This window comes from Cobetia crustatorum, assembly GCF_000591415.1.
GTDB lineage: Bacteria > Pseudomonadota > Gammaproteobacteria > Pseudomonadales > Halomonadaceae > Cobetia > Cobetia crustatorum.
Window position 1 is genome coordinate 47,361 of the sequence record NZ_JEMF01000097.1, and the last position, 24,606, is coordinate 71,966.

Below are 24,606 nucleotides of genomic sequence, written 5' to 3' on the forward strand. Positions count from 1 at the left end.
GAGCTCGTTACATGCAGCCGCAAGTAGACCCATCATCATCCCTCTCATCGATGTCTGAGCGTGATCGTTTGCCCGCAGAGGGTGTGCGATTGATCGTGATGGGCGTCTCCGGCTGTGGGAAGTCGCATATCGGCCAGCAGCTGGCGGCACAACTGGAGGCGGAATTCATCGATGGCGATGATTATCACGGCGAGGAAAATGTGGCCAAGATGGCGCGAGGTATCCCATTGGATGACGATGATCGTCATGGCTGGCTGGCGCGGCTGGCCGAACTGATCGAGGATGCCCGATGCGAGAAGCGCAGCCTGGTACTGGCTTGCTCATCGCTCAAGCGTCGCTATCGCGACCAGTTGCGTGGTGGGGATGATGCGCTGGGCTTTGTGTTTCTTGATGGCTCGCGGGAGCTGTTGCTTGAACGCCTGGAAGCGCGTCAGGACCACTTCTTCCGTGGTGCCTCGATGCTGGATAGCCAGTTGGCGACCCTCGAGGCACCGAATGGTGAGGAAGAGCGTCTCTATCAGGTGGATATCAGTGCTAGCCCAGATGAACTGGTCGTGCAGCTCGACGCGCGTATCCGGGCTCAGTCTCACACGGTGGTGGATGCGTAAGCTGCACTTCGTACGTTGCACTTTGCGCTATATGCAACGGGAGGCTAGAGGCTTCCGCCGGTCTGCAGGCTGAATCCCAAGTCTTCCCAGTGTCCGCTGGGCGTGGCGTCAGTATCGCCCTCAAGGCGCGCCAGCATGAGCGCGGCAGCGCGGGCACCGATGTCTCGCCGCGGTGTCACCACGCTTGCCAGCGGTGGGCAGGTGCTACGCGTCATTTCCAGTCCATTGAAGCCCGCCAGCGCAATATCTGCAGGTACGGCGATATGACGGCGCTGGCATTCGAACAGAGCACCGGCCGCCAGGTCATCGTTGCAGCAGAAGATGGCGTCCAGTTCTGGCCAGCGTTGGAGCATCTCGGCCAGTAGCTCGCTGCCTAGCTGGACGCTCGACGGCGCTGTCGTCGTCATCAGGTAGTCCTGAGTGAGACCGGCTGCCTCAAGCGCTGATTGCCAGCCGCCAAGGCGTTGCTCAACGCGCTGGTCCATACGTGCTGCCATCAAGCCAATACGCTGATGTCCACGCGTGATCATGGCCTCTGTCATGGCGCGGCCGGCGGCGTGCTGGTCCAGTCCTACTGCCATGTCGAGCGGTGCCTCGCGCTTTTCCATACATTCCACTACTGCACAGCCTGAGCGAGTAATCATTTCAATGGCGCGCTTGCTATGACGGCTGCCGCAGAGCACCAGCCATCCACGCCGAATGATAGCCAGGTCTCGATCAGGCGTTCCTCCTCCTCCATTGAATAGCCGGTGTGGCCAATCAGTAGCTGATAGCCTCGGGCAGCTAACGGAGCTTCCAGGCCGCGATGCAGCTCCGAGAACACCGCATTCGATAGCGAAGGGATCAGTAGCGCGATCAGCTGCGAGCGGCCGCTGGCGAGGCTGCCTGCCTGTCGATTGGGCATGTAACCCAATTCATGGGCGCACTCGCGCACCCGCTCGCGCATGACGTCGGAGACCTTCTCGGGCTGATTGAGTGCGCGCGACACCGTAACCTTGGTCACGCCCAGACGGGCGGCAATGTCGGCGAGTGTCACGCGTTTGAGGCGTGGTGATTTACTGGGCAGAGGCGGCATGGTCGCTCGTGCGGCTGGGAAAGATGGCATGAGTGTTACCGGTAATGATGCTCATGAGCAAGCCGACGACTCATCGCAAGCCGCCGGCACTTTCACTGCGCGCCGGTTAGGTGCCGCTTAAGGAAAGCAGGAATATGATCATGGGGGGGGAGGCCAGCGAGAGCAGGAAGCCCGAAACCACGGCGACCGGCACGCACGCCACGCCACCGGTTTGCTGGATCACCGGCAGGGTGAAGTCCATGGAGGTCGCGCCGCCGAAACCAATGGCCAGCGGCGTGAAGCGGTGAATGGTCAGTGGAATCAGTAAGAAGGCCAGCAGCTCGCGGCCAAGGTCATTGAAGAAGGCTGCACCGCCCAGAATCGGGCCGAGCTGGTCGCCGACGAGAATCCCTGACAGCGAATACCAACCAAAGCCGGCAGACATGGCCATGCCCTGATTCCAGTCGAGTTCAAGCAGTGGCGCCGCCAGTACGCCCCCCAGCAGCGAGCTGGCCATCACCGTCAGCGCGATGAACAGGCCATGACGATTGAGTAGAATCTGACGCAGGCTCATGCCCGAGCTTCTCAGCTGACAACCGATCAGCGCCAGCAGCACGTAAAGCGCCCACTCGGCGAGAGTGTCGGTGTCGAGTTGTATGTCCATCATGTTCAGCAGCACACCACCGCCTACCCCAAGCGCCACGACCGCAGCGAGTGTCAGTGAGCCGGACAGTGCCTGCCAGCGCGTCATCGGTGCGCCTTCGACCACACGAGAAGGGTCTGCGCGTAGTGAGCTGTATTTTGACAGCCACCACAGCGCTAGCAGATTCAGCGGCGTGATGATGGCAAACAGAATTAGCGCCTGACGGCTCATGGCGGCCATGCCAGCACCGAGATGCTCCAGCGCTGCCAGCCCCATGCCCATCAGGAACAAGATGACGTAGATCGAGGCGTTGACGGTGTGATTGATCATCGCCAACCGGGCAGGCTGCTCGACATGAACCAGATAGCCGAGAATCAGTGGCAGCAAAATAAAGACAAGACCCGAAAGCATGACCCTTCCTTGGTAAGACTGGCCCGGTGGGCCGCAAGACATCGATAAGCGGTATTGGCCGCAGGAGGGCCTACTGTAGCGATTGCCGGAGATAGAGGGTATCCCCGGCGCCATGTATAGGGAGACAGTTCTGGTGATGACGGATTAGCGATACTTATGGCGGTGCTAGCGACGTGAGCTACTCAGTTGATTGAGCACCAGGTGAGCGGATACCTCCGGCTCCTCACCGGCAGGGCTGTCTTCGTAGTCAAGGTAATCCAGCGCCACCATCAGCCCCGGCCAGCGAGGGGCCAGCCATATCCGATAGTGTTTTTGATCACGATGTTCACGCCAGGCATCGAGTCGCAAGGTGCGGAAGGTTTGATCGGCGGCCTGCAGCGATTCTTCGGCTTGAACTTCGTAGACCAGAGTGCGCGTGCGGCTCTTGTGGTCCAGGTAGTCGATGGAGCAGGGCACGGCTTGCGTGCACTGGCCTTGCGCCCACTGCGCATCCGCCTGCTGGCCCAGGGCAACAAGCAGGGTCTGGCGATCTGGTGGCACCATTTCCTGCGCGTTCGGTGCTTCACGCGTGTAGTCCTTGCCGATGCCGGCCAGGCGATAGCCTGAGCGATAACCTGCCGGCACAATCGTGTCATCGTTGAGCGTGAAGCGGCCCTGTTCGTAACCGCTGGCGACCTTGATGGAGGCCTCCATGCTGGCAATGAACAGTTCACCACTCTGGCTGACACGCTGGGTGATCGGCACATCAGGCCAGCCATCCAGCGCCAGAGTGTATTGCGCGGTAAAGGGGACGGGAGGCATGAGTGACGACGCGAGAGTGCTGTCGTCGGCGTGGACAACGCCCGTCATCAACATCAGTGCGGCTAGCCAAGCTCTGCCAAGGCCTTTGACGCTGAGGTTTGTAAGACCTGGAAGTTTGAAACTGACGGCGCGGCGAAGTCGAGGCTGACAAGGCAAGACAGGAGGGTTCGCAAGCATGGTAACTCCTGTGACCGGTGGTCAAATCCGTGACCGGCAGGATGAATGGGGTGTCGTGATAGAAAGGGGTGATGATTTGGAAGCATAAAGCCCTGCAAGGTTCCCTTGAGCCTGCCTATTTGCGCCAAGACGGTATTTCAGCGCTTGCTCATGCGCAATGGGTAGGTAACCTGTAGAAGCCCTGTTCGTGACCTGCACTTGTTTCCCAGGAGCCGCGCACCTTCTTCAAGCGCCGCGTAGTGCTCTACTCCCTCATTTGATTAATCAGGAGATCATCATGGCCAGCATTGTCATTATTGCCGGAGATTTTGTAGAGGATTATGAACTGATGGTGCCTTTTCAGGCACTGCAGGCGATGGGGCACCGTGTAGATGTGGTGTGCCCGGACAAGCGCGAAGGCGATATCGTCAAGACGGCGATTCACGACTTTGAGGGCGATCAGACCTATACCGAAAAACCGGGTCACAACTTCGCGCTCAATGCCAGCTTCGTTGACATCGATGCCGCAAGCTATGATGCGCTATTGATTCCTGGTGGACGTGCGCCAGAGTACCTGCGGCTGGATGAACGTGTACTGACGTTGGTGCGTCATTTCGTCGACGCTGACAAGCCGATAGCGGCGGTCTGTCATGGGCCACAGCTATTGGCAGCGGCGATGTCGCTGGCTGGCCATCGTGTCAGCGCCTATCCGGCTTGCGCGCCAGAAGTCACGCTGGCTGGCGGTGAGTTTGTCTCGCTCGAGGTCACCGACGCAATCACTTCTGGCAAGCTGGTCACGGCACCTGCCTGGCCGGCGCATCCTGAATGGCTGCGTCAATTCAATGCCCTGCTGGTCTGATGCATTGCATGCCACTCGCGTAGTGGCTGCATGATTTAGTAGCGGCATGATACAGCGGTCATTGCACAACACCCTGCCTATCGGCGGGGTGTTGTCGTTTCAAGGCAAGGTTCAGGAGCGAGCAGTCAACGACTTCAGCCACTGACGATGCGGCGCGAGGCGTACTTGATGTTGTTCATGCCATGCCTGATTACCGAAAGTAGAGGCGTAACGACTGGCCGAGTCGCAGGCCAGTATCAACCAGCTACCGCGAAGAGACTCACCGCGCATGCGACGCGCCTCCAGTGTCTGTAGCAATCCGGCGAACGCGGTGCCGGTGGAGGGCCCGGCCGCCAACTCCTCCTGTTCGGTACGTTCTGCATGCTCCGCTAGCCACAATGCTGCCGCCTGACTGCGGCTGTCTTCGATAGAGAGATAGTCATCGAAGTCCTCTGGGCGGAAAGCTTCCAGTACGCAGGGCCGCCCGATGCCCTCAATGGGATTGCTGGCACACGGCGGTGTCAGCGCGGTATGACGCACGCCATGAGTCTGAAAGTGCTGCCAGCAAGCGGTATAGACGGAGTGTTCCGGATCGACACCGATTACCTTGGCGCGCTCCCCCTTGAGGCGTAGATGACGCGCGAAGGTGGCAGCACTGCCGCCGGTGCCAGCGCCCAGAAATACTGCCTCCAGCGGTGGTAATCCGTGTGATGCAAGTTGGCTCAAGCATTCTCCGGGTAGGCTTGTGGTGCTGCGCCAGTCGCTGGCGGTGGCGGCATGACGGAATTGATCAATGAAGTGGCCACCGCTGACATCGGCCAGTCGCTGAGCGTGCTGACATAGCAGTGCGGCGTCATCGACTTTCACGACCTTCCCACCTTCGGCACGAATCGCTGCCAGCTTGTCGGGAGCGGTAGTTGTGGGTATCACAGCGATGAACTCAAGCCCCAGCTGGCGCGCCAACCAGGCCTCAGATACCGCTGTGGAACCTGACGAAGCCTCTATGACTGGCCGTCCCGGTTTTAGCCAGCCCTCGACCAATGCTTGCTCGAACAGAGACATGGCCAGCCGATGCTTGAGTGAGCCACTGGCATGGGCGCGCTCGTCCTTGATCAATACGTGAGCCTCGGCGAAGCCCGGCAAAGCGAGCACTCTCAGCGGTGTCCGCGGCGTGGCTGCCTTGAGGGCGGCCAATGTCATCAGGCTGCACTGTTGCCAGACGCGTAGTGATGTCTGTGCAGCGTAATCGGCTGATTGAGCGTGCGATGACGGCGTGACACTAGGGGAGGGGGCATCAATTGACGTCATCTGAGCGCTTTCCGTTGCTGGGGAGAGTCTCAATGGTACGGCGAGTGCCAAAGCAAAACTTGCCAGTTGGGATGCTTAAGGCCATGTTTCAAAGCAAGAGATTATTGCAAGGAGCGGAATGTGGAGAAAATTATGCTCGACGCTACCGATCGTGCCCTGCTGAGATTGCTACAGCGTGATGCCAGTCTGTCCTTGGCGGCGCTGGCGGAGGCGGTGCACCTGACGACTTCGCCGTGCTGGAAGCGTCTCAAGCGGCTGGAGGAGTGTGGCGTGATTACCGCGCGGGTAGCGTTGCTCGATGCTGAACGCGTCGGGCTAGGATTGACGGCTTTCGTACAGCTCAAGACTTGCGACCATTCTCGCGATTGGTTCGAGCGCTTTGTGGCCATCATCGAGAGCTTTGAAGAGGTCACCGAGTTCTATCGCATGGCAGGCGATTACGACTACCTGCTCAAGGTGCAGGTCGCAGACATGAATGCCTACGACCATGTTTACAAGCGGTTGGTGAATTCCCTCGAAGGCCTGAGCGATGTGTCGGCGCGTTTCGCGATGGAACGCATCAAGTCGACGACGGCGCTCCCGATATGATTGTCGCGTTGATGGGGTCGCGTTCGCACTGACGGGGTTATGTCACTCGAGTCATGCCGTCCGGATCGCTCAGTAGCCATTCTCGCGGCTGATACCAGTGAGCGTCTCGCCACGTTGCACTCGCCGAATGTTCTCCGCCAGCTGATCAGCAGCTTCGGAAATTGGTGTAGGCGCTGCCGAATGTGGCGTGATGATGACGCGCGGATGGCTCCAAAGTGGGCTTTGTGGCGCTAGCGGCTCATGTTGGAAAACATCGAGTAACGCGCCACGTAGCTGGTTGGCCTCAAGCGCTGCCACCAGGTCCGTCTCCACCACGCTGCTGCCACGTCCCGGATTGATCAACACGGCATCATCAGGTAGCGCCGCGAACACCGCTGCATTCAATACATCGCGTGTCGCTGGGGTGTTGGGTAGCAGGTTGATCACCGCCTTGAGGCCGAGCGTGCTGTCGCCAAGCACGTCATGCAACGTACGGCCATCTTCGCCTTGCTCATGATGACAGGTGATGCCCTCAAGCTGACGGGCGCTGCGGCTGAAACCATGCACCGGATAACCGTCTTCCGCCAGGCTTTGAGCGATCTGTGCACCGATCGCGCCCAACCCCAATATCGCGACGGGATACTGGCTGGGGCGTACTACGCGATGTGGCGCCCAGTCGTGACTGTCTTGTTGCACGGCATAACGATCGAAGTCGCGGCGGAAGTGCAATAAGCCGTAACGTACGTAATCAATCATGTAATCAGCCATGCCGGCATCACTCAGCTTCAGGATCGGGACATCCTTGGGCAGCGCCGGATTGCTGAGCAGGCCATCGACACCAGCGCCCAGATTGAGGATGGCTTTCACGTCGTGATCGCGGTGGCGCTCAAACAGAGTTGCGGGTGGCGTCCATACCACCAGTATGTCGCCCAGCTGTTCGCCGTCATCGGCTACGATCTCGATGCTTTCCTTGTCCAGAGCTGTGCCGCCCAGACGTTGACGCAGCGCATCGCACCAGCGCTCGGCGCGCTCATGATGAACCAGTATTCGCATGTTGTTCTCCCGTGTAGGTGACTGGACTTTGGGGCGTCGTTGATGTCCAAAAGCGACCGTGAGCAGGCGCAGGCCTTGCAAGGGCTTCGGCGAAAGGTGACAGTGCCAGAGCAGTCTTTGACCCGCTGACAGCAGAGTGACAGACTCGAATCAAGAGGGGAATTCGTATGTACGCATATACGCTGCCTGTGCTGATTGTCTGCGCAGTGCGTATTGCTCCGCCCCGACGTGCTGCTTGCCTCTAGGCTGATTGAACAGGAGCGCTGCATGAGCCAATTCCCGTCCCATTCGCACGTTATCCAGCCTCCTTTCGCCGGACTCAATACTCTGCCGGCCAACGAGGCACAGGGTGATCCTGACGGTTGGACGCCACGTGCGCTGTCAGCCGGACGCCAGGCTTTCACCATTGGTGAGTACCGTTCTCGCATTCAGCGGGTACGCGAGGCCATGGCGCGTGCTGGGCTCGATGTGATGGTAATTTCTGATCCCTCCAACATGGCGTGGCTGACTGGCTATGACGGTTGGTCCTTCTATGTTCACCAATGTGTGCTGCTGGGGCTCAGCGGTGAGCCGGTGTGGTACGGACGTCGTCAGGATGGCAATGGCGCACTACGCACTTGCTGGATGGCGGAAGACAACATTCAGTGGTATCCGGATTACTACGTGCAGAATCCGGACATGCACCCGATGGAGTTTCTGGCCCAGTCCATTCTGCCCCAGCGTGGCTGGCACGATGGTGTGATCGGCGTTGAGCTCGACAACTACTACTACTCGGCGCGAGCGCACTTGGCCCTGGTCAAGGAGTTACCGCACGCACGGTTGGTGGATGCCAATTCACTGGTCAATTGGTGTCGCGCGATCAAGTCCGAGCAGGAAATCGCCTACATGCGCGTGGCCGGACGCATCGTCGAGCGCATGCACTCACGCATCCTTGAGCTGATCGAGCCGGGTCTGCCCAAGAGTGCGCTGGTGGCGGAGATCTATCGCGTCGGCGTCGAAGGGGTGATCGGGCCGCAGGGCGAAATTCTCGGCGGTGATTATCCTGCCATCGTGCCGCTGCTGCCCACTGGCAGTGACGCGGCAGCACCGCATCTGACCTGGGACGACACTCCCTTTCGTGAGGGAGAAGGCACCTTCTTCGAGATTGCCGGCTGCTATAAACGTTATCACGCCCCCCTGTCGCGCACGGTATTCCTCGGCCGCCCGCCACGCGATTTCGTGCGTGGTGAGTCTGCGTTGCTGGAAGGCATCGAGAGCGGCCTGGCCATCGCCAAACCTGGCAATCGATGCTGTGATATCGCATTGGCACTGGGTGCTGCGATGGACAAGTACGGTTTCGACCGTGGTGGCGCGCGCTGTGGTTATCCCATCGGCTTGAGTTATCCCCCCGACTGGGGTGAGCGCACCATGAGTCTGCGCCCGAGTGACGAGACAGTGCTGGAGCCAGGCATGACTTTCCACTTCATGCCAGGCATGTGGATGGATGACTGGGGGCTTGAGATCACCGAGTCGATCCTGATTACTGAAAATGGTGCCGAGCCGCTGTGTGACGTGCCGCGCCAGCTGTTCGTCAAGTAAGTAGTGCCGAGGGGTTCTTTGATTAAAATAGTGCCATCCGTTCATCAAGTGGCACTTGCGGCTTGTGAAATCACTCGTGAAGTAACGTTTGCAGCGCGAGCAGCCCGTCCGGCCAAGGAGGCCCTGTATGCGTGAATCTCCCATCAGTCTGACCATTGATCTGAACGCCGATGGTGTTCGACACGGCTTCTTCAAATTGCCGATTTCCACCGATGACTCGGCGTGGGGCGCCGTCATGACCCCGATCAGCGTGATTGCCAACGGCGAAGGGCCGACGGTGCTGCTGACCGGCGGCAATCATGGGGATGAATACGAAGGCATCACTGCGCTTTACAAGCTGGCGGCGCGCCTGACAGTGGAGGAAGTGCAAGGTCGGGTGATCATCGTGCCGACCATGAATGCGCTGGCGGCGAAGGCGGGTCGTCGCTGCTCACCGCTGGATGGCGGCAACCTGAATCGTAGCTTCCCCGGCGACCCGGGCGCGGCCCCACGCAGCAGATCGCAGACTACTTTACTCGCGTGCTGGTGCCGCAGTGTGACTTCGCGCTGGACCTCCACTCTGGCGGGCGCACGCTGGATATCCTGCCGTTTGCCGCGGCGCATCGTCTTGACTACCTCGAGGAATCGTTGGGCGTCGAGCAGTGTCGTCATCAGGAGGCGGAGAGTCTCGCTGGCGCGCTGGCTTTCGGTGCGCCTTCCGCGATGATGATGTTCGAGCTGGATGCCGAGGCGCTGTACGACACCGCAGTGGAGCGGCAGGGCAAGATATTTGTCACGACGGAACTGGGGGGCGGCGGTTCCACCACACCGGAGCGTCAGGCGATAGCGGACCGCGGCGTCGATAACTTCCTCACTTTCAGTGGTGTGCTACGCACACGCAGTCGCGCTGACCTTGAAGAAGAGCTTGAAGGTCAGCGCGCGAGCCAGACGGCATCCCCTCTGCTGATCGACATGCCGGACGCCAGTTGCTATGTGCAGAGTGAGCATGAGGGGCTGCTGGAACTGTGTGTGGCGCTCGGTGAGCAAGTCGTGGCAGGCCAGTGCGTGGCACGGGTTTATCCCTTGGGCCGAGCTGGGCAACCGGCGGTGGAGTATCGTGCCGAACGTGAGGGTGTGCTGGTCGCGCGTCGTTTCCCTGCCCAGGTCGCGTTGGGTGATACGCTGGCAGTGATCGCGGAGGTGGTGGATAACCTCGCGCGTGATGCCACATGAGCGCGAGTCACCCCCGCATGCTGCCTGCACCGAAACTCGATGCGTTTGATCTCAAGATTCTGGCAATTCTCGAACGGGATGGCCGCATCACCAAGTCGCGGTTGGCGGAGGAGATCAATCTCTCGGTCAGCCCGTGTTGGGAGCGCGTCAAGCGTCTCGAACAGGCTGGCATCATTGAAGGTTATGCGGCGCGCATCAATCAGTCGCTGTTAGCAGGAGAGGGCCCGCTGGCAGCAGCACCCCGCACGCCGGTGTGGGTCGAGATTCATCTCAAGCACCATGATGCCGCAAGCTTTCAGCGCTTCGAGAAGGCCATGCGCGAGGCGGATGAGGTGATCGAGTGTGTCGCGGTCGGCGGCGGTGTGGATTATCTGTTGCGACTTGAGACGGCGAGCATCGACGCCTATCAGCGATTGATCGATCGCTGGTTGATCTCGGAGCTGGGGATTGATCGCTATTTCACCTACATCGTCACCAAGCAGGTAAAATAGCTCGCTGTTCATGTCAGCCTTCTTCCTCCGTGCTGCGAGATTTCAACATCATGGCGTTTTCTACCGCCCACATTGCTCATGCTGTCACTCTGTCCGAGGGGGGGGATGGCCAGCCAGAAGCTCCCGTGCTGGTCTTTGATTCCGGCGTAGGGGGCTTGTCGGTCGCGGCGGAAATTCGTCGTCACTGGCCAGCCCTGTCACTGGCCTATGTCTGCGATAACGCGGCATTGCCTTACGGCACCAAGGCGGACGACTGGCTGGTGACGCGAATTACTGAGGTCTGCGTGGCCGCGGTAAAGGCCAGTGGCGCACGTGCCCTTGTCGTCGCCTGCAATACCGCCAGTACACTGGCGCTGACCTCACTGCGTAAAGTGCTGAAGATTCCCGTGATCGGTACCGTGCCGGCGATAAAGCCAGCCGCGGCGCTGGCGCGTGTTCGTCAAAGCGATATACGTCGTCAGCAGGGAGCGCCGCCGGTATTTGCACTGCTGGCAACTTCCGCCACCGTGAGGCGCAGCTATACCGAGCAGCTGATCCATGATTTTGCATCCGACTGCCGGGTGATTCGCGTCGCCGCTGATCCGCTGGTCGCGGAGGCAGAACGACGCCTGCGGGGGGAGGTATCACGCCCACAGGTGGTCACTGATAGCCTGGCGGATTTAGCCGCAGTGGAAGATCTGGAAGTGGTCATTCTCGGCTGCACGCACTTTCCGCTACTGAGTGCAGATATCTCCGCGGCACTGACCAAAGGGGCTCAAGGGGTGCAAGGAGACCAGGTTCGTGTGGCACTGATAGATTCCGGCGCCGCGATTGCGCGGCGTGTCGCCGAGGTGTTGGCGCTGAAAGTGTTGGCAGCTGATACGCATGAGCAGACTGCCACGGGTATCGCATTGGCCACAGATACGGGGCAAGCGGGACTGTCCATCGCACTGGCCTGCCAAGGCTTTGCGCCAGCGCGAGCGCTGATATTGGAAAATGCTGTATAGCGTTAGTGTGATTGGCCCGCTAGCGACGATCAGCACGTATTGTCTGTATTCCTCTCATCTCGCACTTGAGCTTCGCGCTGCCGGTGGTAGGCTAGCGCGCCCAACCTCTAAATGGACGTGTCTGGTGCGTCATTCGATGACGCTGACTTGCGTACCTTTATTCATCGATTCAGTGCTGCGGTATGCCCGCAGGCAGGAGTTAGTGTGGCCATACCCGTCGTCGATTCAAGTCAGTACGAGAGCCAGCTTGCCGAAAAGGCTGAGCAGATCAAGGCGCGTTTTTCGGCCTTTGATACGCCGGAACTTGAGGTGTTTGCGTCGCCGTCGAGCCATTACCGCATGCGCTGCGAATTTCGTATCTGGCACGAAGACGATGACCTCTTCTATGCAATGTTCGAGGTCGAGATCGACTCTGAGGGCGAGAAGCAGAAGACCGTCGTCCGCATGGATCAGTTTCCGGTGGCCAGTCAGCGCATCAATGCACTGATGCCGCTGCTGCTTGAGCGCATCAAGGCAAGCCCGGTGCTGCGTGAGCGTCTATTCCAGTGTGATTTCCTTACTACGCTGAGTGGCGAGGCGCTGATCACACTGATCTATCACCGCAAGCTCGAAGAAGACTGGGAAGTCGAAGCGCGTGCGCTGGAGCAAGATCTCGGCATCATGATCATCGGTCGCTCGCGCAAGCAGCACATCGTGTTGACCCAAGATCACGTTTTCGAGCGCCTTGAAGTTGATGGCAAGGAGTATGTCTACCAGCAGGTCGAGAACAGCTTCACTCAGCCCAATGCCGAGATCTGCTGCTCGATGCTCAGTTGGGCACGCGACGTGACCCATCCAGCCAAGGCGATCGAGGAAGGCCGAGAGCAAGGCGACCTGGTTGAGCTTTACTGTGGCAATGGCAACTTCACCATCGCGCTGGCCGAGAATTTCCGCCGCGTGCTGGCGACTGAAATCTCGCGCACCTCGGTGGCATCGGCGCAAATCAATCTGGCTGCCAATGGCATCGATAATGCTCAGGTAGCGCGCATGTCAGCGGAAGATTTCTCGTTGGCGCTGGCGGGTGAGAAGGACGGCCGTCGTGTGGCGGAGATGGACCTCGAGAATCACGACTTCCGCACCGTGCTGGTAGACCCGCCGCGTGCGGGTCTTGACGATGACAGCTGCGAACAGACCGCTCGCTACGAGCGTATTGTCTATATTTCCTGCAATCCGCAGACGCTGTTCAACAATCTAGAAGTGCTGTGCCGCACTCATCGCATCGAACGCTTTGCGCTGTTTGATCAGTTCCCCTACACCGATCATCTGGAATGTGGCGTTTACCTGGTCAAGAAATAAGCAGTTCGACCACTTAGCTTGGTGCTTGAAATCAAGGAGCCCCGTTGCCATCTGCCTAACAGGTGATCGGTAGCGGGGCTTTTTCGTGGGTACTTTTTATCCGCATTAGACTTTCGTTTCATGTGCTGGCGTGCAAGTCAATACCCGATGCACAGATGTAATGCTGCATGACCAATATGGAACAGGCATGTAGCAGAGGCACAGACTGCGCTAGTCTGTGTTGCACTGAATGAATCTATAGTGTGATGCCTGATTAACAGGCGGACGCGGATTCTCTATGACTATTCTTCCTGATACTTCCATCAGGTCAGTCGAGGTGATCGATGCTACACGTGGCAACGGACGGCAAGCAGGAATTCCTTGCGCAGCTTGAAGAGCAGCTGAACAAGCGACTTCCCAAGGACAAGGTGCAGGAAATCGCGGCCTTTGCGCGCGATTACCACGCGACGGCTTCCTTCGAGGACATGGCCGAGCGCAAGCTGGATGATCTTTACGGTTCCACTCTGGCCGTATGGCACTTCCTGCAGAGCCACGATGCTCCCAAGGTGCGTGCATACAATCCTGACTTCGAGAAGCATGGTTGGCAGTCGACTCATACCATTATCGAAGTGCTGCACACCGACATGCCGTTCTTGGTCGATTCGGTCCGCATTGAGCTCAATCGCCGTGGTATCACCGTTCACGCCATCCACAACGCTGTGCTGTCTGTCGTGCGTGATGCGGCTGGCAAGCTTGAACGTGTCACATCACCGCGCGCTGACAAAGCCCCCGAGACACGTGAGTCACTGATCTACATCGAGGTGGATCGCCACACTGATCAAGCGGCGCTGGAAGATCTCGAAGCCAGCCTGCGCGAAGTGCTGGCAGAAGTGCGCGTCGCCGTGGCCGATTTTGAAGCCATGCGTGGTCAAGGTGCTCAGGCGCTGCAGGAGCTGCGCGACAATCGTCCGCCGACCGTCTCCGAGGCTGACCATCAGGAAGCCTGTGACTTCATGACGTGGATGGGTAACGACCACTTCACCTTCCTGGGCTATGACGAGTACACCGTCGACGAACAGGAAGATGGCACCCGCGTACTGAGCAAGGTCGAGGGCTCAGAGCTGGGTGTGCTGAAGCTGGATCTGGAGCGTTACCACGAGCAGTCCCGTCACCAGAAGAGCGTCAACAGCGATCAGTACGTGCTGATTCCCGAACTACTGTCGTTCGCCAAGAGCGCCTTCCACGCTCGTGTGCATCGTCCGGCATATCCTGACTACATCACCGTCGAACGCTTCGACGCTGAAGGCCGTGTGATCGGTGAGCGCCGCTTCCTGGGCCTCTACACCTCTACGGTGTACAACCAGAGCCCGCGCAACGTGCCGATTCTGCGCCGCAAGGTGCAGGCTGTCATGGAAGCCGCCGGTGTGAACCCGAAGGGCCACAACGGCAAGCATCTGTTGCAGATTCTGGAAGTCTATCCGCGCGATGACCTCTTCCAGATCTCCACCGATGAACTGACGCGTACCGCGACCAGTATCCTCAACATTCGTGAGCGTCGTCGCGTACGCCTGATCGTGCGTGAAGACCGCTTCGGCAAGTTCTTCTCCGTGCTGGTCTTCGTGCCGCGCGATGTCTACTCCACCGATTTGCGTGTCCGCATCCAGAATCTACTCTGCGAAGAGTTGGATGCCACCTTCGGTGACTTTACGCCGTACCTCTCCGAGTCAGTATTGACGCGTATCCAGTTCATCCTGCGCTTCAAGGGTGATGAACCGGGTCAATACGACATGCGCGCGCTGGAGAACAAGATTGCCCAGCTGGCACGTAGCTGGCGTGATGAGCTGCATGAAGCGATGGTCGAAGGCTTTGGTGAAGAGCAGGCCAATGAGCTGATGACACGCTACCGTGACGCCTTCCCGGGCAGTTACCGTGACGATTTCTCGCCGCGCACCGCCGTCTATGACGTGGGTCACCTGCGTGCGCTGGACGAGGGGGATGCAGTGGGTCTGAGTACCTACCGTCTGGTGGAAGACGACAATTCTGGCGTCAACCTCAAGCTGTTCCACAAGCACAAGCCGATTCCGCTGTCTGATGTGCTGCCGGTGCTCGAGAATCTGGGCCTGCGCGTCATTGGCGAGCGTCCTTACGAGATCGCGCGTACTGATGCCAATTGCTGGGTGCATGATTTCGATCTTGAACATCACGGCAAGGGCGCAGTTGAGCTTTCTGAAGTGCGCGAGGGTTTCATCGAAGCCTTCAAGAAGATCTGGTCTGGCGACGCGGAATCCGATGCCTTCAACCGCCTGATCATCGGCTCCGGCCTTGATTGGCGTGAAGTGGCGATGCTGCGTGCCTACGCGCGCTACCTGAAGCAGATCCGTTTTGGTCTGTCTCAGGCCTACATCGCCAATGCGCTGGGTAGCCATCCGGACATTACCCGCGAGCTAGTGCAGCTCTTCAACCTGCGCTTTGACCCGCAGGGCCAAGGTGTTGAAGACGATGTCAGCGCCTGTCGTGAGCGCATCAATGGTCTACTTGATCAGGTCTCCAGCCTGAATGATGACCGCCTGCTGCGTCGCTACGTAGACCTGATGATGGCTACGCTGCGTACCAACTTCTTCCAGCCGGCTGCCGATGGTCAGGCCAAGGACTACATCAGCTTCAAGCTCGATACGCGCAAGATTCCTGACGTGCCGAAGCCGCGCCCGATGTTCGAGATCTTCGTCTACTCGCCGCGCGTCGAAGGCGTGCACCTGCGCGGTGGCAAGGTCGCACGTGGTGGCCTGCGTTGGTCTGATCGCCACGAAGATTTCCGCACCGAGGTGCTGGGTCTGGTCAAGGCGCAGCAGGTCAAGAACGCAGTCATCGTGCCGGTCGGTGCCAAGGGCGGTTTCGTCTGCAAGCGTATGCCAGAAACCAATGATCGTGATGTGATCCAGAAAGAGGGGATCGCCTGCTACCAGATCTTCATCCGCGCACTGCTCGATATCACCGACAACCTGTCGGGTGGTGACGTCGTGCCGCCACCGTCCGTCGTACGTTACGACGAAGACGACCCCTACATGGTGGTCGCTGCCGATAAAGGCACTGCGACCTTCTCCGACATTGCCAATGCCATCTCCAACGAGTATGGCTTCTGGTTGGGCGACGCCTTTGCTTCTGGCGGCGCGAATGGTTACGACCACAAGGGCATGGGCATCACCGCCAAGGGTGCCTGGGTCGGTGTGCAACGCCACTTCCGTGAGATGGGTATCAACATCCAGGAAGACGAGTTCAGCGTGGTCGGTATCGGTGATATGGCCGGTGACGTCTTCGGTAACGGCATGTTGCTGTCCGAGAAAATTCGCCTGGTCGGCGCCTTCAACCACCGCAATATCTTCGTCGATCCGACTCCGGACATCGCGAAGAGCTTTGCCGAGCGTGAGCGCCTGTTCCGTCTGCCGCGTTCCAGCTGGGATGACTACGACAAGAGCCTGATCAGCGAAGGCGGCGGTCTCTTCTCACGCGATGCCAAGACCATCGCTATCAGTGCCCAGATGAAAGCCGTCTTTGGACTCAGCGAAGACCATCTGACACCGAATGAGTTGATCAATGCGATGCTCAAGGCGCAGGTTGATCTGGTCTGGAACGGCGGTATCGGGACTTACGTCAAATCCTCCGCCGAGACACATGCCGATGTCGGTGACAAGGCCAATGATGGCCTGCGCATCGATGGTCGTGACCTGCGCTGCAAGGTGGTAGGCGAGGGTGGCAACCTGGGGCTGACCCAGCGTGGCCGTATGGAAGCGGCATCCAAGCGTGGCGTGCGCGTCAACACTGACTTCATCGACAATGCCGGTGGTGTTAACTGCTCGGATCACGAGGTCAACATCAAGATCCTGCTGGACGATATCGTCGCCCGCGGTGATCTGACCGACAAGCAGCGCAATCAGCAGCTGGCCGAGATGACAGATGAAGTCGGCGAGCTGGTGATCAAGGACAACTATCGCCAGACCCAGGCACTGTCGCTCTCCGAGCTTCAGTCCAAGGAAGGCATGGGCGTCTTCCGTCGCTTCATCAATGAGTTGGAAGCAGCGGGCACGCTGGACCGTGAACTCGAGTTCCTGCCCTCTGATGAAGCGCTGATCGAGCGTGGCAATGCTGATGAAGCGCTGACGCTGCCGGAACTGTCCGTGCTGGTGTCCTATGCCAAGAGCGATCTCAAGACCAGCTTGATCGCTTCTGATGTGCCGGACGATAGCTATGTGCAGCAACATCTGGAACGTGCCTTCCCGCGCGTCCTGATGGAGCGCTTCCCGCAAGAGATGTATCAGCACCGCTTGAAGCGTGAGATTGCCGCGACCCAGATCGCCAATGACCTGGTCGATCACATGGGTATCGCCTTCGTACGTCGTCTTGAAGACACTACCGGTGCAGGCAAGGCCGAGATTGCACGTGCCTACATCGTGGCGCGTGACAGCTTCAACCTTGAAGCGCTGTGGGTGCAGATCGAAGCGCTGGATCACCAGGTGCCGGCAGAACTGCAGTACCGCATGATGAGTGATCTGATGCGTCTGATGCGTCGTTCGACTCGCTGGTTCCTGCGTCAGCGCAGCGCCATGAGCGTCAAGGAGTGCATCGGTCACTTCGCGCCGCGTCTGGCACAGTTGTCGGAAAGCATTGGCGAACGCCTCAAGGGCGAAGCCCGCGAGAGCTGGGAAGCTCGTCGTGACAGCTATGTCGAAGCAGGCGTGCCGGAAGCGCTGGCGAGCACTATCGCGGCGACCTCAAGCCTGTATGCCGGTCTCGGTATCATCGAGGCTGCCAAGGTGACGGGTGAGAAGATCAATCGTGTGGCAGAAACCTTCTATGGTATCGGCCATCGCCTCGAGCTACCGTGGGTCGGTGACAAGATCAGCGGTCTGGACGTACAGGACAGCTGGCAGGCCCAGGCACGTGAGAGCTTCCGCGATGACCTCGATCGCCAGCAGTTGGCACTCACCGTCAGTGTGCTCAAGCAGGACAATGCACCGCGTGAGATCGATGAGCGTGTCGATCGCTGGATGACGAGCCATGAGCACCTGGTGGGTCGCTGGTGTGCACTGCTCGGTGAAATGAAGAGTGGTGCTCCGCTAAGCTTCCCGCTGTTTGCTGTTGCACTGCGTGAGCTGGTGGACCTGGCGGAATCCAAGCGCGAAGCCTGATTGCTGGAAATGACAGGGCGATGATCAATCGCCCTGATCCCGCTGCCTTTGCGAAGGCGGTGGGGTGACATGAAAAGCCCTCACCTCCCGTGAGGGCTTTTTTTATCGTCATGCATCAGAAAAATGTAGTTTGCCAAAGCATGCAGTAAGGTAACTGTCGCCAGCGGTCTGGTATGCTGAAGCCACAGCTTGTGTAGACCTTAATGACACGTCTTGAGGGTTGCTGCGGCAACACTCAAAGGCAGATGTTTTCAAAGCTCCAGTACAACAAGGCAGAGACACCATGTCACATCGTGCGTTACCCCTTGCCTGCGCCCTTGCGCTCGGCCTTTCCACATTGACTTTCCAGGTTGCGCTGGCAGACGGTAGCCCTGCTCAGCAGCGCGCTGAAGCGGCTGCGGGCAAGCTTGATGTCTCCAAGTTCCTCAAGCCACGCAGCGATGCCCACAGCCAGAACTTCCAGTTCGGTGGCACCAGCGTGCATCAGTTCACCATCAAGGAAGCGGGCCGTTACGAGATTGACGGCAATGCCAACTTTGACGTGACAGATCCCTATACGCTCAAGGCGACTCTTGAAGACGAGCAGGGTGCGACCGTCGTGTCAGCAGAGGGTAATCGTGCTTCTGATGGCTTGAAGATCAGCACCGAACTTCAGCCGGGCACTTACAAACTGCGTGTGCGTGGCGACAAGCTGAGTGCAGGCAAGTCAGGTGGCAACACCTATGAAGTGAATGTGGTAGGTCTCAACGAGAGCGGTGAGAAGCTGTCTGCCGAGGACAGTGGTATCGAGACTGGCGATGGACTGGTCTTCCTCGATACTGATGGTGATGGCCGTCGTACCGCCTTCGTCAATGCTGATGATGAAGTCGCTACCATCAAGCCGGCGACCGTCGCAGCAGCAGAGCAAGCGGCACGTGAGAGCAAGACTGCCGAGACAGGCAGTGCAGCGGCATCAGGTGCCATGGGGGCGACTGAAGGTGCTGCTGATGCCGCTGATGCTGGTCAGACAGCGGCCGCCACCGGCAGCGCAGCCGTTACTCAGTCAGAAGCCGAACCGCAGGATCGTCGCTTCGACGAGATCGTTACCGATGTGCGTATCAACGAGAAGGGTGAGGTCTTGACCTTCGATGTCGGCGAGCGCGGCACCGTGACCATCGATAGTGAAACCTTCCCGGGTAGCGAAGGTACCTACAAGCTGGAGATGCGCTTGCTGGATGCCAGCGGCAATGCAGTCGCTAGCGACAAGGGCAAAGGCTTCCAGGGAGACTTCCATCTCAAGACAGTGCTTGAGCCGGGCCGTTATACCGTATGGGTCAGTGGTCGCAAGTACGGTACGTCCATGGAGGGTGTCAATAACTACACCGTTCGTGTGCAGCAGCTTGACGTGAAGTGATCTGGACAAGGAGGCCATTCTGGAAAGCTTCTCGCTAACGGAAGTCCTCACCGGATAGATCAAGGACGGCCCCTATACGGGGTCGTCCTTTTTTATGCTCATATTGGGAGGGCAATCTGTCCTGCGGTGTCTGTTGTACGAGGCTTCGGGTATAATCCGCGCCCAGTCTTGCTCGTGGCCTAGTCTTGCTGCCATGACCCCGTCTGCCGCCTGGAGATTGCCATGTACTCGCTCGCTCGTTCTCTACTGTTCAGACTCGATCCGGAAACGGCCCACAGTGTGACACTCAGTGCGCTCGATATGGCGCATCGTCTAGGGATAGCACGTGGACTTGGCGGAGAAGCCCCGCAAGATCCCATCACACTGATGGGACTCACATTCTCCAATCGTGTTGGGCTCGCCGCAGGGCTCGACAAGAATGCCGATCATCTTGAGGCTCTTGGCGCGCTCGGTTTCGGGTTTGTTGAAGTCGGTACGGTGACACCGAAAGGGCAGTCTGGTAATCCCAAGCCGCGTCTTTTCCGGCTGCCGGCGCATCAGGCGATCATCAACCGCATGGGCTTCAACAATGCAGGTGTTGAGCATCTGGTCGAGCGCGTCAAGGCAGCGCAGCAGTCCGGAAAATCCCGATACCAGGGCGTATTGGGCATCAATATCGGCAAGAATCTGACGACCGCTGTCGATGATGCGTTGAGTGATTACCTGCTGTGTCTGGACGCCGTACATGCTCACGCCGACTACATCACCGCCAACATCTCATCGCCCAATACTCCCGGGCTGCGCAATCTTCAGTTCGGTGATCACTTGAGTGAGTTGTTGGCGGGTTTACGTCAGCGCTGCGATCAGCTGGATGCTAGCCGTGGCAAGAAGGTGCCGCTGGTGATCAAGATTGCACCGGACATGGATAGCGACGAAATTCTCTTCGTGGCTCGCGCCCTGGCTGACAATGGCATTGATGGTGTGATTGCCACCAATACCACCATCGAGCGCACTGCAGTGGCGGGTAATGTTCATGCCAATGAGGCCGGTGGGCTGTCAGGAGCACCGGTACGTGAGTCGTCTACCCGCGTGATTCGTGGCCTGCGTGATGCGTTGCCGCAGATGCCGATTATCGGTGTAGGAGGAATCACCGATGGTGAGAGTGCGCGCGAGAAGATTACTGCGGGTGCTGATCTGGTCCAGCTTTACTCCGGCTTGATTTATCGTGGCCCGTCACTGGTCGGTGAGTGCGTACGCGCGCTGGATAAGGCTGATACTCTGATTCGGGTGTAACGGCCCAGGTGATAGCCAGATAAGATCATCGTGTCAGCTGGGCACAAAAGCAGACATATAATAGAAAAGCCGCCCCCTGTTATCAGCAGGAGGCGGCCTCGGTACCGGCGTGAAGATGAAATGGCGATGACAGTATATTTTCGTGATCTGTCAGCGCCGTGTTGGCTGCCATGTCCAGCCAGCGTGCACGATGCGAAGCGCTTTTCCGCCAAGGATGACGGCTTGGGTAATACCCATTGAGCTCATCGGGCCGTGGTTAGTGAATGCAGGCGTGAAGCGTATTGCAGCTTCTGACGAACCTGCGGATGCAGTCAAGTGAACGTATACCCGTGCCGTACTCCGCGCTGGACCGTCGTCCCCGCAGGCCGTCGCCTGCCGCGCTTGTTGATAGAGCATGATGGCAAGTGCCGTGACACGGGCGCCAACATCGCGGCCATCAAGGTAACTACAGGTGCAGGCCCCATTGCCTACATCTCAGTCATCCTGTCTGTGCCGTGCGTCATCAAGGTAGAAATAAGGCGTTACCTCCCTGGTGGTCAGGCTTGTCGCACTGCGACATCCTTGGGATTTTTCCGGGTGAAGTCGGCATTGGCCGACTCACCGTGAACACCTCGAGTCCTCTCTATACGTGCCTACCGGGGCCTGGTGAGAGGTTTGCCGGTGGCGTGATGCCGGAATCCGCTTGCGCAGCGCATCAGGCTGCGTGGGCGGGGTGAATGGCGCGATGCGCCATCATGCCGGAGTCATATCCATCATGTGATGATTCTGTATATGACTCCGGTGTATTACGTCGACTCCATCTTGCTTGGCAGGGAACAGTACCTTAGGACAGCACCATCGGATTCTTGTGTATGCCAGAAACGCCGGTCATACCAGACCACTGGTCTCCACGTCCTTCACGCCAGCCACTCATCCAGAATTCACGCATATTTACATCGATACTGGGACATTCGTCACGGGAGCGGCCAGTTACTCCGGCCTTGTAGCCGTGAACATAGGCACGCTGAAAGCGATCACGTTTCTGTCTCTTCATGGATGACCTCTATGTGAGAACCCATCGGCGCTGTGAGTCACTGTCTGCAATGATGTCTCGATGAGGCGTGGCCTGATCGCAGACGCCAGATGCAGCACGATGCGCCGATTGAGAGAGTAGGCCGATGCCCTGACAGGCACCTTCGCCTCATGCTTCATCATCTCGTTCTGTTGACCAGTCATGTCGGAAAAGGTCGCGGGTGTGAGATGATTGAGAGTCTTGCTTGAATACGCTCGAGTGTGATGATGGAAAGGTCACTATTCTCCTGTACCGACACTATTGATACCTGTGCGGGTTTGGAAAATTGCCCGAATGAGGGTTTCGCTCCTTGACCCTCGATTTCGCATGGCGTGTTACCTGTCCGAATTCGTAGCTACACCTATAGTTTTTAGAACACTGCCTCTGGCTTGTCGACAGCCGTATAGGAATATCGCTAGTGCCAGAAGCCAACTCACAGGAATAAGTCCGGCATTTGCCGGTGAGAGATTCATGACTGACACAACCTCTGCGACCTCGCCCCGTGCGCCCAGCAACCCGCTATCCACCTGGTTTGCGACCTGCCCGCGTGGCATTGAAACGCTGCTGGCTGACGAGCTGACTGCCTTGGGTGCCGAGGTGACTGGAACTACCGTCGCTGGTGTGCATTTCAATGGCAGTCAGGAAATGGCCTATCGCACCATCCTGTGGTCACGCCTGGCTAACCGCATCATTCGCTTGCTGACTCGCGTCGGTGGTGTGGATACCGGTGAGCAATTGCGCAAGGCAAGTGCTGGGGTCGATTGGGCGATGGAATTGCCTGATCGTGCCTCTATCGCCGTCGATTTCCACGGAACGTGGAAAGACATCCGGCATACTTTCTTTGGCGCTCAGACCGTCAAGGATGGCATCGTCGAGGCGATGTTCGAGGAAGGGCGCAACAAGCCGACGGTCGATGGCAAGGGCGCTGATCTGCGTATCTATGCCCATCTGCATAACGGTTACATCACGCTGGGTATTGACCTGGTCGGGCGTAGCTTGCATCAGCGCGGCTATCGCCCGGATATTGCTCACGCACCGCTCAAGGAAAACCTGGCCGCGGCCCTGTTGATGCGCGCTGATTGGCCGGCACGTGCGGCACGTGGCGAAAGCCTGGTCGACCCGATGTGTGGTTCCGGTACGCTATTGATCGAAGCGGCACTGATGGCGGCTGATATCGCACCGCAAGCGCTGTGCGAGCAGTTTGCCTGCCGTCACTGGGGCCGCCACGACGAGCGTATCTGGACGGCGCTGCGTGAAGAGATGGAGCAGCGTGCCATTGCCGGGCGTCGTCAGGTTACGGCGCGTCTCTTTGGACGTGATTACAGCCCGCAGGCGATTTCGGCAGCACGTGCCAACGCCATGCGTGCTGGCATTCCTGCATTGATCGAATTTGAAGGTGCTTCCGTCGCGGAACTGACCTGCCCTGAAGGCGCCACGGCTGGCTGGTGATCACCAATCCGCCTTATGGTGAGCGCTTGGGTGAGTTGCCGGCGCTGGTGCCGCTCTACGCGAGCCTGGGCGAGCGTATGAAGCGTCATTTCGGCGGCTGGACGCTGGCGATGTTCACCGGTAACCCTGATCTGGGTCACCGCCTGGGACTGCGTGCTCATCGTCAGTATGCTTTCCGCAATGGTCAGCTCGAATGCAAGCTGCTCATGATTGACGTGACCATGCGTGAGCGTGCGGCTGATGAAGACAGTGTGGTCGAAGATGCCCGAAGTCAGCCTGCGCTGAGCGAAGGCGGTCAGATGTTTGCCAATCGCCTGAAGAAAAATCAGAAGGCTCTGGCCCGCTGGCTCAAGCAAAGCAATACCACCTGCTATCGTCTCTACGATGCCGACATGCCGGAATACGCGCTGGCCATCGATATCTATGGCCGTCACGTGCACGTGCAGGAATACACGCCGCCCAAGTCCGTGGATGCAAGCCAAGCGCAGCGGCGCCTGATGGATGCCCTGGCCGCGATTCCGGGTGTGCTGGGTTGCTCGCCGAATGACATTCACATCAAGCAGCGTACCCGTCAGGCGGGCAAGGCACAGTACACGCGTCAGGATACCTCTGGTCAGCGCATCGAGATGCAGGAAGGCGATGCCAAGCTATGGGTGAATCTCAAGGACTATCTGGATACCGGGTTGTTTCTGGATCATCGTCCGGTACGCAAGCTGCTGGCGCGTGAAGCGGAAGGCAAGCGCTTCCTCAACCTGTTCTGCTATACCGCGACGGCCAGTGTGCACGCGGCATTGGGCGGGGCCAGTGAGAGTATCAGCGTCGACATGTCCAATACTTACCTGGATTGGGGGCGTGAGAACTTCAAGCTCAACGGCATCAATGAGAAGCGCCACCAGCTCGTACGGGGTGACTGCCTCAAGTGGCTGGAGCGCTCTCGCGAGCAATTCGACCTGATTTTCATGGATCCGCCGACGTTCTCCAACTCCAAGAAGATGGAAGGCACCCTGGATATTCAGCGCGACCACGCACGGTTGATTGACTTGGCGGTAGCGAGTCTGGCACCCGGCGGCACGCTGATTTTCTCCAATAACCATCGTCGTTTCGTGCTGGATGACAGCGTGAGCGAGCACCTGGTAGTGGAAAATCTATCGCGTAAGCTGCTGGATCCTGACTTCAAGCGTCGTCCGGATATCCATCACGTTTACCGCATTCGTCGTGTTAGCGACGTGAAGGGCTAA

At 58.6% G+C, this 24,606-nt stretch carries 20 protein-coding genes and 1 pseudogene; 14 read left to right on the forward strand and 7 right to left on the reverse strand.

Going from position 1 to position 24,606, the window contains the following annotated elements:
- The first annotated feature begins 11 nt into the window (after positions 1–11).
- Positions 12–608 carry a gluconokinase gene (locus tag BF12_RS0115910; RefSeq protein WP_339378978.1) on the forward strand — a complete coding sequence of 199 codons (597 nt, stop codon included), beginning with the start codon at positions 12–14 and terminating at the stop codon, positions 606–608.
- A gap of 44 nt (positions 609–652) precedes the next feature.
- Here BF12_RS0115910 and BF12_RS21310 read toward each other — a convergent pair whose 3' ends face one another.
- The 4 genes from BF12_RS21310 to BF12_RS0115925 all read right to left on the reverse strand — a co-directional run bounded on the left by BF12_RS21310 (position 653) and on the right by BF12_RS0115925 (position 3,517).
- The gene (locus BF12_RS21310) at positions 653–1,252 is read right to left on the reverse strand and encodes a substrate-binding domain-containing protein (protein WP_084488168.1); all 600 of its coding nucleotides are present in this window, start codon (positions 1,250–1,252) and stop codon (positions 653–655) included.
- Positions 1,249–1,683: a LacI family DNA-binding transcriptional regulator gene (locus BF12_RS21315; RefSeq protein ID WP_051511082.1), complete on the reverse strand. Its 435-nt coding sequence runs from the start codon at positions 1,681–1,683 to the stop codon at positions 1,249–1,251. The genes BF12_RS21310 and BF12_RS21315 overlap by 4 nt, the downstream gene beginning before the upstream one ends.
- Before the next feature lie 106 nt (positions 1,684–1,789).
- Positions 1,790–2,716: a LysO family transporter gene (locus BF12_RS0115920; RefSeq protein ID WP_024953123.1), complete on the reverse strand. Its 927-nt coding sequence runs from the start codon at positions 2,714–2,716 to the stop codon at positions 1,790–1,792.
- Between the two features lie 165 nt (positions 2,717–2,881).
- Positions 2,882–3,517, reverse strand: a complete 636-nt coding sequence (locus BF12_RS0115925; RefSeq protein ID WP_156941200.1) for a hypothetical protein — start codon at positions 3,515–3,517, stop codon at positions 2,882–2,884.
- Positions 3,518–3,971: 454 nt separating this feature from the next.
- On the opposite strand from BF12_RS0115925, the gene BF12_RS0115935 reads away from it, so the two are divergent.
- Positions 3,972–4,532 (forward strand): DJ-1/PfpI family protein, encoded by a 561-nt coding sequence (locus BF12_RS0115935; protein ID WP_024953125.1) that lies wholly within the window; start codon positions 3,972–3,974, stop codon positions 4,530–4,532.
- 111 nt (positions 4,533–4,643) lie between these two features.
- On the opposite strand, the gene BF12_RS0115940 is transcribed toward BF12_RS0115935, so the two are convergent.
- Entirely contained in the window at positions 4,644–5,819 is a 1,176-nt protein-coding gene (locus tag BF12_RS0115940; protein WP_024953126.1) for a PLP-dependent cysteine synthase family protein, read from the reverse strand.
- 120 nt (positions 5,820–5,939) lie between these two features.
- Between BF12_RS0115940 and BF12_RS0115945 the strand changes: the two genes are divergently transcribed.
- On the forward strand, positions 5,940–6,407 hold the full coding sequence (locus BF12_RS0115945) for an Lrp/AsnC family transcriptional regulator (RefSeq protein ID WP_345917441.1): 468 nt from the start codon (positions 5,940–5,942) through the stop codon (positions 6,405–6,407).
- Positions 6,408–6,476: 69 nt separating this feature from the next.
- Here the strand turns inward: BF12_RS0115945 and BF12_RS0115950 are convergent, their stop codons facing one another.
- Entirely contained in the window at positions 6,477–7,439 is a 963-nt protein-coding gene (locus tag BF12_RS0115950; RefSeq protein ID WP_024953128.1) for a 2-hydroxyacid dehydrogenase, read from the reverse strand.
- 267 nt (positions 7,440–7,706) lie between these two features.
- Here BF12_RS0115950 and doeA point away from each other — a divergent pair, with 267 nt between their 5' ends.
- The 9 genes and pseudogenes from doeA (at position 7,707) to BF12_RS22115 (ending at position 21,474) form a co-directional block, all read left to right on the forward strand.
- Complete coding sequence (gene doeA / locus BF12_RS0115955; RefSeq protein WP_024953129.1) at positions 7,707–9,017, forward strand: ectoine hydrolase DoeA; 1,311 nt, start codon at positions 7,707–7,709, stop codon at positions 9,015–9,017.
- Between the two features lie 127 nt (positions 9,018–9,144).
- Positions 9,145–10,229, forward strand: a pseudogene (gene doeB / locus BF12_RS20575) (N(2)-acetyl-L-2,4-diaminobutanoate deacetylase DoeB).
- Positions 10,226–10,720 carry an Lrp/AsnC family transcriptional regulator gene (locus BF12_RS20580; RefSeq protein ID WP_248623741.1) on the forward strand — a complete coding sequence of 165 codons (495 nt, stop codon included), beginning with the start codon at positions 10,226–10,228 and terminating at the stop codon, positions 10,718–10,720. The pseudogene doeB and the gene BF12_RS20580 overlap by 4 nt, the downstream one beginning before the upstream one ends.
- A 50-nt stretch (positions 10,721–10,770) precedes the next feature.
- Complete coding sequence (murI, locus tag BF12_RS0115970; protein WP_024953130.1) at positions 10,771–11,706, forward strand: glutamate racemase; 936 nt, start codon at positions 10,771–10,773, stop codon at positions 11,704–11,706.
- A gap of 204 nt (positions 11,707–11,910) precedes the next feature.
- Positions 11,911–13,041, forward strand: a complete 1,131-nt coding sequence (gene trmA / locus BF12_RS0115975) for a tRNA (uridine(54)-C5)-methyltransferase TrmA (RefSeq protein ID WP_024953131.1) — start codon at positions 11,911–11,913, stop codon at positions 13,039–13,041.
- A 323-nt stretch (positions 13,042–13,364) separates the two neighbouring features.
- Positions 13,365–18,203 (forward strand): NAD-glutamate dehydrogenase, encoded by a 4,839-nt coding sequence (locus BF12_RS0115980; RefSeq protein WP_024953132.1) that lies wholly within the window; start codon positions 13,365–13,367, stop codon positions 18,201–18,203.
- A 283-nt stretch (positions 18,204–18,486) separates the two neighbouring features.
- Positions 18,487–19,596 (forward strand): hypothetical protein, encoded by a 1,110-nt coding sequence (locus tag BF12_RS0115985; RefSeq protein WP_024953133.1) that lies wholly within the window; start codon positions 18,487–18,489, stop codon positions 19,594–19,596.
- 222 nt (positions 19,597–19,818) lie between these two features.
- Positions 19,819–20,868 carry a quinone-dependent dihydroorotate dehydrogenase gene (locus tag BF12_RS0115990; RefSeq protein ID WP_024953134.1) on the forward strand — a complete coding sequence of 350 codons (1,050 nt, stop codon included), beginning with the start codon at positions 19,819–19,821 and terminating at the stop codon, positions 20,866–20,868.
- A 315-nt stretch (positions 20,869–21,183) separates the two neighbouring features.
- Entirely contained in the window at positions 21,184–21,474 is a 291-nt protein-coding gene (locus BF12_RS22115) for a hypothetical protein (RefSeq protein WP_144728024.1), read from the forward strand.
- 217 nt (positions 21,475–21,691) lie between these two features.
- Here BF12_RS22115 and rmf read toward each other — a convergent pair whose 3' ends face one another.
- Positions 21,692–21,901, reverse strand: a complete 210-nt coding sequence (rmf, locus tag BF12_RS0116000) for a ribosome modulation factor (protein ID WP_024953135.1) — start codon at positions 21,899–21,901, stop codon at positions 21,692–21,694.
- A gap of 489 nt (positions 21,902–22,390) precedes the next feature.
- Between rmf and BF12_RS23475 the strand changes: the two genes are divergently transcribed.
- Complete coding sequence (locus BF12_RS23475) at positions 22,391–23,368, forward strand: THUMP domain-containing protein (RefSeq protein WP_345917442.1); 978 nt, start codon at positions 22,391–22,393, stop codon at positions 23,366–23,368.
- Positions 23,365–24,606: a bifunctional 23S rRNA (guanine(2069)-N(7))-methyltransferase RlmK/23S rRNA (guanine(2445)-N(2))-methyltransferase RlmL gene (rlmKL, locus tag BF12_RS23480; protein ID WP_345917443.1), complete on the forward strand. Its 1,242-nt coding sequence runs from the start codon at positions 23,365–23,367 to the stop codon at positions 24,604–24,606. Before BF12_RS23475 ends, rlmKL begins: the two co-directional genes overlap by 4 nt.